Origin of the sequence: Virgibacillus salarius, from assembly GCF_039521925.1 — a bacterium.
GTDB lineage: Bacteria > Bacillota > Bacilli > Bacillales > Amphibacillaceae > Virgibacillus > Virgibacillus salarius.
On record NZ_BAAACY010000109.1, the window covers coordinates 21,883 to 34,956 of the forward strand.

Below are 13,074 nucleotides of genomic sequence, written 5' to 3' on the forward strand. Positions count from 1 at the left end.
TATGTAAAGCTAAGAGATCAAGGGTTCGACAAATAATGCCAAAAAAAGTCACAGAAAAGTCTTTGACCAAATAGGAGGATTGCGTTATAATTAAAAATCGTTATTAGCTAAAGATATAACTAAACAAATTAAAAATTGAGATTTAAAATTAGAGGTGAAAAAAGTGAAGAAATTAGTATCAACAAAAATGGGGTTCTTCGCGGTTGCACTGGTTTTATTTTGGATAAAAACGTATACGATATATAAATTTGAATTCAATCTAGGTGTAAGTGGGGCAATGCAGGAATTTCTATTATTCTTTAATCCTCTCAGTTCTGGATTAATTTTTCTCGGACTAGCCTTATTTGCAAAAGGTAGAAGAGCAGGAATATGGATTATCGTAATAGACGCAATTCTTTCATTTATCTTATATGCAAACGTCGTGTTCTATCGCTTCAATAGTGATTTCATTACCATTCCTACGTTAATGCAGACAGATAACTTTGGAAGTATTGGTGGAAGTATTGCTGATTTAGCTCAAATGCATGATTTGCTGTATGCAGTCGATATTATTTTACTAATCGTATTGTATACCACTATACGTAAAGGTTGGTCAGTAAGTCGTATACAACTCCGTAAGCCATTTATGGTATTAGCTGCAGGTGTATTAGCTTTTACTATTAATCTAGGATTAGCAGAAGCTGACCGTCCACAGTTATTAGAAAGAACATTTGATAGAAACTATTTAGTGAAATATTTGGGAGCATTTAACTTTACCATTTATGATGCTATTCAAAGTGCTAAAACGTCAACTAGACGTGTACTAGCAGATAGTAGTGACATCGTAAAAGTAGAGAACTACACGAAATCGAAGTATGCAGAACCGAATGAAGCGTATTTTGGTAAGGGTGAAGGAAAGAATATTATTAAAATTCATTTAGAGTCTTTTCAATCATTCTTAATTGATTATAAGCTACATGGAGAAGAAGTTACGCCATTTTTGAATTCTCTCGTTCATGATCAGGAAAAAGGCTTCACATATTTTGATAACTTCTTCCATCAAACAGAGCAAGGTAAAACAGCTGATGCAGAATTAATTACAGATACTTCATTATATGGGTTACCACAAGGAGCAGCCTTTGTTACTAAAGGTAGTAACACTTTTCAAGGGCTACCAGCTATACTAGGACAACAACAAGGTTATACAAGTTCTGTATTTCATGGAGATGGTAAATCATTTTGGAATCGTGATGAAGTATATAAACACTTAGGTATTGATGAGTTTTATCATGAAGCGTATTTTGATATGAGTAAAGAAAATGTTATTAATTATGGCTTAAAGGATAAACCATTCTTCGAAGAATCAATGCAATACCTTGAAGAAATGGATCAACCATTTTATGCCCATATGATGACTCTAACTCATCATCATCCGTATCTCATTGATGAAGAAGAGGCAAGTATTGAGCCAGCTGAAACAGGAGATGGTTCTGTTGACAGATACTTCCAAACAGCTCGCTATTTGGATGAATCGTTAGAACAATTCTTTAATGATTTGAAAGAAGCAGGTTTATATGAGGACTCAATTATTATGATCTATGGAGACCACTATGGAATATCTGATAACCATAACAGGGCAATGGCCGAGATTACTGGAGAAGAAATTACTCCATTGAAAAATGCTGATTTACAGCGTGTGCCCTTCATGATTAAGGTGCCAGGAGTAGAAGGGCAAGGTATTAATCATGAATATAGTGGCCAAATCGATATTATGCCAACGCTACTGCATATTTTAGGAATTGATGCCAGAGATTACATTCAATTTGGTACAGACATGTTTTCAGAGGATCATAAAGATTTCGTCCCATTTCGTAATGGTAACTTTATGACAGAAAAATATAGTTATGTTGATGGGAAATACTACGATAATGCAACAAAAGAGGTTATTGAAGAGCCTACTCCAGAAATGAAAGAAATGCATGAGACAGTTATGAAGGAGCTAGAGCTTTCCGATGAAGTGTTGTATGGTGACCTATTACGTTTCTATACACCAAATGAAGATTGGCAACCTGTAGATGAAAATGAGTATTTCTACGGTGGACCAGATGATGAAAATGGAAAGGTAGAAGAATAAAGAAAAAACTGGGAGACTATACTAAGCCTCCCAGTTTTTTGTTTAGGTTATAATTTTCTAAATCAAGAGTAGGACAACTATATGGTGTATATGCTCATTTTTTACAGTAGCTATGAAAGAACTTAATTTGACCTGATAATTATCTGAAAAATTAACAAATAACCATTTTAACATAGAATCCTACCAAATGCATTACATCGTCTGTTAAAAGTTACATACAATAAATTATACAAGCATTAGATGCTTGGTGTATATCATATAGCAAGGAAACCTAAATTAAATGCAAACAAATGTTCTGTTTCGAGGTATTTATTTTATAATGTATGATATACTAATTAACAGATAACGTTCTTTTAGGACAATCGGCTAGCCCTATTTTTTTCTGAGGGGGTGAGCCAATTGAACATTTATGAAGTGTTTATGGTGATGTTTTCGTTTGGCACCTTTTTGGTAGCTTTCTTGACTCTGATCATACGGATCATCAATAAAAAATAGACCTCCCTTTAGCCTTACATGCATGGAGAGGCCTATTTGCGGAAAGCCGATCCCTAGGGGAACTGCTTATCTTTGACCACAGTTGCAGCTGTGGTCTTTTTAGTATATGCATAATTCTACCTATAGTATACCATAAAACAAGCATATACACAGAATTTAAACAGGAGCAAGAATGGATGAACACCTAGTGATTATGATAGTTGTATAACTTATAACATGTTTATGAAAAAAGTTCATAATTTTGTCACAAATAAACATAATTTGCAGACTTCGTCAAAATGCTTAGATGAAATCATGATTTTCATTGATTTTATGACAACAATTGATTGAATTCGACGAAATAAAACGCTTGTCACTAGTAATATACCCTTAAATTCGACATTAATGTCAAAATTTAAAATGCTTGACTACTATGAGATAATGAGTATATAGTCTTAGATATTTAGAATTATTAATGGATAGGAGGTTTATTTTAGAATTAAATAAATTGTAATACCTCTACTATGTACAACCTGTTCTTACAAAAAAGGGGGAATGAATAAGGAGGATTATATGAACAAGTCTAGATATATGCTTTCTGAACATCAAGCAGAGAAAAATTTACTTCCAAAAAATCATATAGCAAGTTGTTTTTCTCCCTATCATAAAAAACAATTAATATTTTCATCAAATGAATTCAATTACTTGTGTTGCTGTAAATATATGGAGAGAGTTCAGTCTAAAATGGTTGTATGTCAGCTTGAATGGATAAGTACATATGTTTTAACTAATTGATTCATGAAGACAAAGGAAATAAAGGTATAGCCGAACTATAATCTAAGGATACAAATATCCGGAGCGTAGTCCGGTTTTTTATTGGACATTAGAAATGGCTGGGTTATACGAGGATAGCACGAGTCTGATGATCCACTTGTCTAAGCAAATTTTGGTTGTATGTTAGTAGATGCCGGTCTCTGTCATATTTCAGATTTTGATGAAGCATCATATTAGTATTCGGCATTATTTCAACGTGAATTATTTCATATACTATCTGGCAGTAAAAGCCCCACTGATTGAAGTTCTCTTTATTTATATTCATTCCCTTTTAACATAGAACAAACGATAATTGTAGAGACCTGTAGGTTTTTAATTTTGAGAATGAATATCTCCTGCTTATAGTGTTTGTAGAGATATGCTATATTAAGGAAAGGATATATTTATGAAGGGAGCACCTCTAGTTGGAAATGCATCAATCGAAAGAACAAACAACGAATGTATATCGATTTCTTCTCGTATTTGGAATTATTATTGTAGCATTTAATTTACGCCCGTCTATTACATCTGTTGGTCCAATTATTGGCACAATAAGGGATAGCTTGGGACTTTCAAATGGGAGTGCAGGACTATTAACCAGTTTGCCGTTAATTGCTTTTGCTGTTATGTCTCCAATTGTTCCAAAGTTAGGAAATCGTTTAACGAATGAACGAGTCATGTTACTTGGTTTAATTCTACTTTTTATAGGTATCAGTATTCGTTCCTTATCAACAGTTTTTTTGCTTTTCAGTGGAACATTGCTCATTGGTATAGGAATAGCGATATGTAATGTTCTTCTTCCTGGTGTCATTAAGGAAAAGTATCCTGCAAGGGTCGCTGTTATGACAAGTATCTATTCCACTGCAATGGGAATATTTGCTGCTACAGCCTCAGGGCTAAGTGTACCAATTGCTCAAGGACTTGGATTAGGCTGGCAAGTGGCCTTGTTCGTTTGGGCAACTCCAGCTTTAATAGGAATTGGTGTATGGGTTTATCTTGTTCGCAGGAATCCTACAAAACAGCAGGTATATCATTTTGAATCTGCTGCAGATAACCGTATCTGGAAGTCTTCTTTAGCGTGGCAAGTAGCAGCATTTATGGGATTTCAATCTTTTTTGTTCTATGTGACGATTTCATGGATGCCCGAAATACTTCATGATTATGGCATTAGTATAGCTGCTGCAGGATGGATGTTATCTTTTTTACAGTTTATAGGGTTACCGGCTAGTTTTCTCGTTCCTGTATTAGCTGGTAAATTTAAATCACAACGTGGCTTAGTCTTGGCAATGGGATTTTGTTCAGTAAGCGGGTATACAGGCTTATTACTAGGTGAATCTATTGTCGTCATGGTTATTAGTACAATCTTAATTGGTTTTGCTCTTAGTGGAACATTTGCGTTAGCATTAACTCTACTTAGTATGCGAGCACGAACCGGAAAACAGGCAGCGGAGTTATCAGGCATGGCACAATCGTGTGGGTATGTTTTAGCAGCTTTTGGTCCAATTGTTATTGGCTATTTGTATGATGTTACCCATTCATGGAATATTCCGCTAGTAACGTTGATTAGTGTAGCACTCATTGTAGTATTATTTGGCATGGGAGCAGGTCGGGATAAATATGTGTTTGATGAATAATGTAGGTTGTGACATCCGTGCTGAAGGCTTATAGCATTTGCGATTTTTATTTCTGGAAGGTAACGATACGCTTAGCGTTCACTTCTTTTATTTTGCTAGTATGTACGCCGTCAAATTTATACTACTGATATTTGTTACCGCGTTTGATGTCGGTGTATCAGTTGCAAGTTTGTCCTTGTCGTTTGTAATTATTGGATCAATTATCGGATTATTCGTTATTGGATTTTATCTGACCCCATCTTTCGTATGCTCTGTTTAATTAGGTCTATTATTCCTTTTCTGATATGCGATCATTAGAGTATTAGGCTCATTAATTACTTGTTGGCTTGCTTGTCTCTTTGGTTAAAAGCGAGTTCGTAGTTTACGCATTATTATTCTTTGCACTTGTATGATAATGACATTAAGTAACTACCTCATCTTATGATAATAGGACTCTGTATTACTTGTTATGGTTGTTTACAGCACATTCTTTAACGGCAACAGCAGTTAGTGAGGAAGCTACTCATCATAAAGGGAGTGCGTCAAGCTTATATTTTTAGTATCTTATTATATCGAAGGATCACTAGGCAGTACCACTGTGCTTGCTCCATATGGGAGAATATGGATGGCTTTAATTACTTTTATAGGTATATTACGAGTTATATATGTATTCACTGTCAAGACCTTCAGTACTTTATCTCACATATAACTGGCAATAAAACCCCCACTGATGAAGGTTTCACTTTATTATTAGAAATAGATAAAAGAGAGGAGATTTGCTGTGATTAGATATCTACTTATGGAAGCAGTCGGATGGGTATTCACTGCAGTAGGTGCCTATTTTATATATGAAGATACTTCAAATATAATCGCCTATAGCATTTTATTTATAGGGATTATGCTTATCGTTTTTAACTTTCCGAAAGGTCTTAGGAAAAGAGATAAAAAAATTGAGGACAAGTGAATCGATTATATCTGTGCTTTTCTCTTTTTATCTCACATATAATTGGCAGTAATTCCCATCTTAGGCCATAGCGATAAGCGAGGGATCGACTTCTAGTAATGTCCGATTGCTTCCAAGGCCTTTAGGTCATATCCTTGTGGTACTAACAATCCGTGGGTGATAACAAAACTTCCACGGATTGAAGTTTCATTTTATTTCATGAAATCTGGTAGTTCGGTAAGATGAATTACCCAAACTAAAGGGAGTAAAAAGTAAACACTTATTGTAACTAGAACGATACCAATAAGGTTTAATACGATTCCTGCTTTGGCCATATCTGGAATACGTAAATAGCCTGCTCCAAATACAACAGCATTAGGTGGTGTTGCAACAGGAAGCATAAAGGCACAAGATGACGCTACTCCTGCAGCGATCATGACAACATAAGGATGGACGCCAAGTGCAATTGCAAGTGCAGCCATAATTGGATACATCATATTGGCAGTTGCTGTATTCGAAGTGATTTCTGTTAAAAAAATGACTAATGCAGTAATAACAAGTAGGACAATAAAAATATGAATTCCTTGTAATGTGATTAACTGTGTACCAATCCATTCCGAAAGCCCAGATTGTGTAAAGCCTGCTGCAATAGCCAAGCCTCCTCCAAACAACAGCAAAATTCCCCAAGGTAATTTGATAGCTGTATTCCAATCCAATAAGAAATCACCTTGTTTATTTTTAGAAGGAATGATGAATAGAATGATTGCTGCAGCCACTGCAATAATGGCATCATTTATATTTTGGTTTAATTCTGCTAACACAAAGCTACGTGTGATCCACGCAAGGGCAGTAAAAACAAATATAGTAAATACAGCTTTTTCTTCTGATGAGGCGTTTCCAAGCTTTTGCTTTTCTTTTGTAATAACAGATTTACCTCCTGGAAGTTCCTTCAGCTTAAGTGGAAATGCTATTCTGACTAGATAAAACCAAATGATAAAGATAAATCCCCAAGCGATTGGAACACCAAATAGCATCCAAGTAGAAAAGGATAGTTGAATGTCATACATCTCATTAATAACTCCTGCAAGTGCAGCATTCGGTGGCGTACCAATTAACGTTGCAACCCCGCCAATGGAGGCAGAATAAGCGATGCTAAGCATCAATGCTTTTCCAAATGCAAAATTGTCTTTTAATGTATCGATAGACGGATCTTCTTTTAAAGCATCTGACACTTTATAGATAATAGCCAATCCAATTGGAACCATCATCATTGCTGTAGCAGTATTAGATATCCACATAGAGAGGAATCCGGTGGATACCATAAACCCTAATACGATTCGGTTTGTATTCGTACCAATCAAGGAAATGATTGTTAATGCAATTCGTCTATGCAGATTCCATTTTTCCATAGCCAATGCTATCATAAAACCTCCCATAAATAGAAAAATAGTATCGCTGCCATATGAAGATGTAGTAGTCCCGATATCTAACCCGCCTGTCATCGGGAATAGTAATAGTATAATTGGGAGTAGTGACGTTACAGGGATAGGTATTGCCTCTGTCATCCACCAGACAGCAATCCAAACGGTACTTGCAAGTATCGCTATTCCTTCCCAAGCCAATCCTTTAGGAGAAAAAAATAGCAACATTACTATAAATAATAAAGGGCCAAGTATTAAACCAGCTTTTTGTGCTGGTCTATTGTATCGATGTTTCCCATTATTATTACTACTAGAATAATCAGTTGAATTAGTTGTCTTTTCGCTGTTAACTTAGATGGGTGAGGCTTTACAAAGAGAAAGAAGGCTTCCTTTAATTCATCATGTTTTTTCCACATCCAGTCCCATGTAGTTGAAATCATTTAATAACCTCCTTATATATAATTGCTAGTAAAACAGAGTATTAGATTTCTCGTTTTAGGTTGTTGGTAAGGGACATAATTCACTAAGAGATAGAATTAGATTATATATATTAACAGATAAATGGAAGCTTGATATTCTTATTATATGGATGGAATTAATTGGATTCAAGCAATAATGATTACGCTTTCATTAAAAATCAAGGTAATGAACCACTTTAAAATATGCTATCATTTAAATAACTGAATTTTCGGAGGAATGGTTAATGGAATATAGTTTCAAGGCAGTTGGTGATAACGCTTTAAAGTTATTACTAGGTGGAGAGGTTTCAGAGCGAATGAATAAAACTATACGATCTATATGTAAGAAGCTATCAGTTGCCTCTATATTAGGGGTAGTGGAATGGGTTCCTGCTTATAATTCAATTACAATTTATTATCAGCCCATATGTATTTCATTTCAACGATTAAAGCAAAAAGTAAACCAGTTGATTAATGAGCCGATCGAACATGATGATGTAACAGTTCGTATATTTCATGTGCCTGTTGTATATGGAGACAAATATGGTCCGGATTTGCAAAGAGTCGCTAATTTTAATCACCTATCTATAGAAAAAGTAAAGTTCTATCACCAACAACCTGAATATTTAATTTATATGCTTGGGTTCTTACCAGGATTTCCTTATTTAGGTGGTTTACATGATCAACTTGTCACGCCACGATTGGATATACCAAGACCATATGTTGAGGCTGGATCTGTTGGTATTGCATCAAGACAAACAGGGATTTATCCGGTACAGTCCCCTGGGGGATGGAACATTATAGGGAAAACACCGGTTAAGCTGTTTCATCCTGATTTCCAACAAAATGCTTTTCTATTTGAGGCAGGAGATAGAATTAAATTTTTTTCTATATCGCATCAAGAATATGATGACATTGTGGAGAAGATGAAGCAAGGTAGCTATGAGGTTTTCAGTAAGGAGGTACGTAGATAATGCTCACTATTGATGTAAATTGTGATATGGGTGAAAGCTTTGGAGCATATACAGTTGGTGTTGATAAGGAAATAATAACATTTATTAGTTCAGCAAATATAGCTTGTGGAATGCATGCAGGTGATCCATTTGTCATGAATAAAACGGTTAGATTAGCTAAACAATTTGATATTGCTATTGGGGCACACCCTGGTTTTCCAGATCTTGCTGGGTTTGGACGTCGAATGATGGAATTTTCCAGCAAGGAGATTTATCAGATAGTTATCTATCAACTTGGTAGCCTTAGCGCATTTTGCAAGATTCATGAAGTGAAGCTAAACCATGTAAAACCGCATGGTGCATTATATAACTTGGCAGCACGTGACAGATTAATTGCTTCTACAATAGCCCAAGCTGTGTATCAGTTTGACTCAAACCTTGTGCTTATTGGTTTGGCAAATAGTGAACTAATTAAAGCGGGAAAAGAGGTTGGGTTAAGGGTTGCGTCTGAAGTGTTTGCTGATCGAACATACCAATCAGATGGAAGCTTAACACCTAGAACAGAAACTAATGCGATTATTGAGAATGTGGATGAGGCCATTCAGCAGGTTAAGAGAATAGTTTTAGAGAATAACGTAGAGGCAACAGATGGATCTTTAATTAAGATTGATGCAGATACTGTTTGTATCCATGGTGACGGGAGCTATGCCCTCACTTTTGCTAAAGCTCTTCATCAGATGTTGAAGAATATTGGGGTATCCATAGCACATTTATGACGAAAAGAATATTTTGGGAGTGTTTCTGTTGATTTGTAGTGAAATAGTATTTAAGGTGCATAAGCCTGGCATTTTTACATCTTTTCAGGATCTAGGAAGAATTGGATATCAGCAATTCGGTGTTCCTGTATCTGGAGCAATGGATCAATACGCCTGTCAATTAGCCAATATTCTTGTCGGAAATTTAAGGAATAAAGCTTGCTTAGAAGTGACTTTAATAGGTCCAACTTTGGAAGCCTGTACAGAATTAACCATTGCTATAACAGGTGCAGATTTACAAGCAAAAATTAACGGTGAAGAAGCACCTCTGTATTGTGCTGTTCCTATGCATAAAGGAGATATTCTGTCATTTGGAGCATCTAGGAACGGTGTTCGCGCTTATATTGCTATGGCTGGTGAATTCGATTGTCCATCCTATTTTGGTAGTAAGTCGGTTGATGTACAAAACGGCTTTGGACAAACATTAGAGCATATGAGCGTAATCAAAGGAATTCCCTTATATGTGAAACGGAAAATTAAATTGGCAAATTCACTAATACCAACATACTCTAGTGTGGTTAGTGTTGCAGTTATTGAAGGACCACATATGAATCATTTTACTGAGGAATCAAGAGCGATATTTTTTAAACAATTACATATCGTAGAACCAAATTCAAATCGAATGGGCTATCGTTTACATTCGCAAATGATTCCTACAAGTAAAGAAATAAATAGTTGGACAGATGCTGTTCCATTTGGTGGTATACAGGTTCCTCCGAATGGTCAGCCAATTATTCTAATGGCAGATAGGCAAACAACAGGTGGATATCCACGTATTGGAACGGTAATCAGTAATGATATTCCTAAGATCGCCCAGCTTGTTCCCAAGGGAAAAATAGGTTTTTATCCGGTTTCTGTTGAAGAAGCACAAAAGCGAATCAAAAGAAAAGAAAGAGAGTTATATCAATTGCAAACCTTTCGTCAATTTATGTAATGAAACTTACTGGCATTGTAAAAAGTTAATAGAATAGAAATTCTAATAACGAGTGTGAATACGTTAAACGCTATAATAGAATAATAAAGTAAAACTTCAATCAGTGAAAGTTTTGTTTATCTCCCACTTACCAATAGTGATTTCACTTTATTGCTTGAAGTAGGGGTAATACTGCCGGTTATGCATAGGAATAGTTTCTGGTAACTGAATATATAATAAGGCTGTATAATGTGTATAGACCATGCCGCGAGGCCCAGCTAGTCATGAGGAACTTACATTTGGAATTGGTGGTAACCATATTGGTACTAACGATTATTATAGGATATCTGCGATAAACCAAAATGACATAGGTAGTAGGTTTACTTCTGTAATTATTGGAGTTTTTCTAATTACAATGTTGTTGTCTGTTGTACGAATGAGGCGATTAAATAAACTTTACAATAATTTTTAAAATGTTAATTGCTTCGTCTCTCGAAATGTATTAAAATAGCTTAGATAATACAAGAGACAGTGAGATGATGCATATGCCAAAGCAAATATGGCTATTGGTGATAGCGACAACAGTTAATGTAACGGGAGCCTCATTCTTATGGCCGTTGAATACAATATATATGCATAATGAGCTCGGTAAAAGTCTTGCTTTTGCAGGGTTTATTTTAATGTTTAACCAAGGAGCATCCATCGCGGGTAATCTAATTGGTGGAGCTTTGTTTGATAAATTTAGTGCCTACAAGACAATTCTATACGGTACTGGTCTAGCAGTGGCTGCCTCAATCGCTATGACCTTCTTACATCACAATATTTTATTTTACTCTATTTTTCTCGTCATGATTGGTTTTGGATCAGGTATTACATGGCCAGTTATGTTTGCAATGGCTGGATCACTTTGGCAAGAAGGAGGGAGATGTGCGTTTAACGCAATTTATGTAGCACAAAATTTAGGGGTGGCATTGGGAGCAACAATTGGTGGATATGTTGCAAGTATTTCTTTCAACTATATATTTTTTGCTAATGCCTTTCTCTTTATCAGTTTTTTCCTTATTGTCCTGCTAACGTTTAAGCATATGGATAAAGAAAGAGATAGACAGATGCATACAACAATTATTGAACAGCGAGGTAAGATTAAGAATAAAGCAGCATTTATTGCGCTATTTATTTTATGTAGTGGTTTTTTAATTACGTGGATTGCTTATAGTCAATGGCAATCGACGATTGCTTCCTATACCCAGGACCTTGATATTCCGTTAGAACTTTATAGTTCTTTATGGGCTATAAATGGATTTCTTATCGTTCTTGGTCAACCTCTGTTAAAATGGATTACAAGCAAAGTAACATCGGAGAAAATGCATATTTATATAGGAAACACCATCTTACTAATTTCATTTATCATCGCAATGGTTTCAGATACCTTTAGTATGTTTGCTTTGGCAATGATTATATTAACTATTGGAGAAATGCTTGTTTGGCCAGCTATACCATCATTAGCTAATGAATTAGCTCCCAAAGGAAGGACTGGTTTCTACCAAGGAATCGTTAATAGTATAGGAGCTACGGGTAGGATGGTTGGGCCTGTGTTCGGCGGTTTCGTTGTAGACATATTTAATATCGAGATCTTATTTTTTGTATTGTTGTTCTTGCTTTTAATTCCTTATATGACAACTTTTGTGTATGATCGAAATATCCGTATGAAAAGACAAAGTTAATAATGGAGGATGCTACATGTCAGAAATAAAAACAGAAATTAAATTAATTGCATTGGATATGGATGGGACACTTTTAAATAGTGAGCATGAGGTGTCAGAAGCAACTCGTGAAGCAATTGCTGAAGCCTTAGCGAAAGATGTGCATGTGGTGTTAAGTACAGGACGCTGGCTGCAATCCTGTCATCCATACGCAGAATCGCTAAAGTTAACTTCTTATTTAGTTACAGCAAATGGTGGAGAAATATGGACAGTTAATAAGGAATTAGTAGAACAGCATCTACTGAAACCGGAGAAAATAGAAAAAATGTATACTTTAGCAAAAGAAATTGGTTTATCGATATGGATGATTTCCACAGAAGGAGTTTATCGTGATTCAGCACCAGATAACTTTTATGATCATAAATGGTTGAAATTTGGATGTGAATCTTATAATGAGTCAAGGCTTAGTGAAATGATGAAGCAGCTATCTTACATAGAAGGGTTGGAATTGACGAATTCATTACCGACTAATATGGAGGTTAATCCAAAAGGTGTTAGTAAGGCTAGTGCATTGGAAACAGTTTGTGAAAAAATTGGTATCTCAATGAAAGAAATTATGGCTGTAGGAGATAGCTTAAATGACATGAAAATGATCCAGGAAGCTGGCATCGGTGTTGCTATGGGGAATGCACAGGATGCAATAAAGCAAGCAGCTAATTATGTAACGGATACGAATAATAATGATGGTGTAGCAAAAGCAATTCATCGCTTTGTGCTATAAAAAGTGGGGCTGGGACAAAACCCAGTAAAATAAAAAGTGGTACTCGCCAATAATTTGGTGAGTACCACTTTTTT

Annotated in this window: 10 protein-coding genes and 1 pseudogene; 10 read left to right on the plus strand and 1 reads right to left on the minus strand. The window is 35.6% G+C overall.

Translation table 11 applies throughout. The annotated features are described in order from the left end of the window. Window positions 1–163 precede the first annotated feature (163 nt). The 4 genes from ltaS (at window position 164) to ABDZ84_RS14190 (ending at window position 5,977) form a co-directional block, all read left to right on the plus strand. A complete protein-coding gene (gene ltaS, locus ABDZ84_RS14175; RefSeq protein ID WP_026679935.1) occupies window positions 164–2,113 on the plus strand; it encodes a lipoteichoic acid synthase in 1,950 nt (649 codons plus the stop codon). Window positions 2,114–2,527: 414 nt separating this feature from the next. Beyond that, the gene (locus ABDZ84_RS14180) at window positions 2,528–2,608 is read left to right on the plus strand and encodes a putative holin-like toxin (protein WP_228088988.1); all 81 of its coding nucleotides are present in this window, start codon (window positions 2,528–2,530) and stop codon (window positions 2,606–2,608) included. A 1,223-nt stretch (window positions 2,609–3,831) separates the two neighbouring features. Then, the gene (locus ABDZ84_RS14185) at window positions 3,832–5,034 is read left to right on the plus strand and encodes a CynX/NimT family MFS transporter (protein WP_026679933.1); all 1,203 of its coding nucleotides are present in this window, start codon (window positions 3,832–3,834) and stop codon (window positions 5,032–5,034) included. A 760-nt stretch (window positions 5,035–5,794) separates the two neighbouring features. Continuing rightward, the gene (locus ABDZ84_RS14190) at window positions 5,795–5,977 is read left to right on the plus strand and encodes a hypothetical protein (RefSeq protein WP_026679932.1); all 183 of its coding nucleotides are present in this window, start codon (window positions 5,795–5,797) and stop codon (window positions 5,975–5,977) included. A gap of 191 nt (window positions 5,978–6,168) precedes the next feature. Here ABDZ84_RS14190 and ABDZ84_RS14195 read toward each other — a convergent pair. After that, window positions 6,169–7,817 (minus strand): annotated as a pseudogene (locus ABDZ84_RS14195) (SLC13 family permease). A gap of 263 nt (window positions 7,818–8,080) precedes the next feature. On the opposite strand from ABDZ84_RS14195, the gene pxpB reads away from it, so the two are divergent. The 6 genes from pxpB to ABDZ84_RS14225 all read left to right on the plus strand — a co-directional run bounded on the left by pxpB (window position 8,081) and on the right by ABDZ84_RS14225 (window position 13,000). After that, on the plus strand, window positions 8,081–8,809 hold the full coding sequence (gene pxpB, locus ABDZ84_RS14200) for a 5-oxoprolinase subunit PxpB (protein ID WP_026679931.1): 729 nt from the start codon (window positions 8,081–8,083) through the stop codon (window positions 8,807–8,809). Then, complete coding sequence (locus tag ABDZ84_RS14205) at window positions 8,809–9,564, plus strand: LamB/YcsF family protein (protein WP_343781984.1); 756 nt, start codon at window positions 8,809–8,811, stop codon at window positions 9,562–9,564. The genes pxpB and ABDZ84_RS14205 overlap by 1 nt, the downstream gene beginning before the upstream one ends. A gap of 28 nt (window positions 9,565–9,592) precedes the next feature. Continuing rightward, a complete protein-coding gene (locus tag ABDZ84_RS14210; protein WP_343781986.1) occupies window positions 9,593–10,537 on the plus strand; it encodes a 5-oxoprolinase subunit C family protein in 945 nt (314 codons plus the stop codon). A gap of 241 nt (window positions 10,538–10,778) precedes the next feature. After that, complete coding sequence (locus tag ABDZ84_RS14215; RefSeq protein ID WP_152525394.1) at window positions 10,779–10,988, plus strand: hypothetical protein; 210 nt, start codon at window positions 10,779–10,781, stop codon at window positions 10,986–10,988. A 64-nt stretch (window positions 10,989–11,052) separates the two neighbouring features. Continuing rightward, entirely contained in the window at window positions 11,053–12,240 is a 1,188-nt protein-coding gene (locus ABDZ84_RS14220) for an MDR family MFS transporter (RefSeq protein WP_343781988.1), read from the plus strand. Window positions 12,241–12,256: 16 nt separating this feature from the next. Then, on the plus strand, window positions 12,257–13,000 hold the full coding sequence (locus ABDZ84_RS14225) for a Cof-type HAD-IIB family hydrolase (RefSeq protein WP_026679927.1): 744 nt from the start codon (window positions 12,257–12,259) through the stop codon (window positions 12,998–13,000). The last annotated feature ends 74 nt before the right edge of the window (window positions 13,001–13,074 follow it).

What these genes read in the sequence shown, in the direction of transcription:
- ABDZ84_RS14205 (WP_343781984.1), top strand. Translation starts at nt 8,809, where the DNA reads ATGCTCACTATTGATGTAAATTGTGATATGGGTGAAAGCTTTGGAGCA.
- ABDZ84_RS14215 (WP_152525394.1), top strand. Translation starts at nt 10,779, where the DNA reads ATGCCGCGAGGCCCAGCTAGTCATGAGGAACTTACATTTGGAATTGGT.
- ABDZ84_RS14220 (WP_343781988.1), top strand. Translation starts at nt 11,053, where the DNA reads ATGATGCATATGCCAAAGCAAATATGGCTATTGGTGATAGCGACAACA.
- ABDZ84_RS14185 (WP_026679933.1), top strand. Translation starts at nt 3,832, where the DNA reads ATGCATCAATCGAAAGAACAAACAACGAATGTATATCGATTTCTTCTC.
- ABDZ84_RS14225 (WP_026679927.1), top strand. Translation starts at nt 12,257, where the DNA reads ATGTCAGAAATAAAAACAGAAATTAAATTAATTGCATTGGATATGGAT.
- pxpB (WP_026679931.1), top strand. Translation starts at nt 8,081, where the DNA reads ATGGAATATAGTTTCAAGGCAGTTGGTGATAACGCTTTAAAGTTATTA.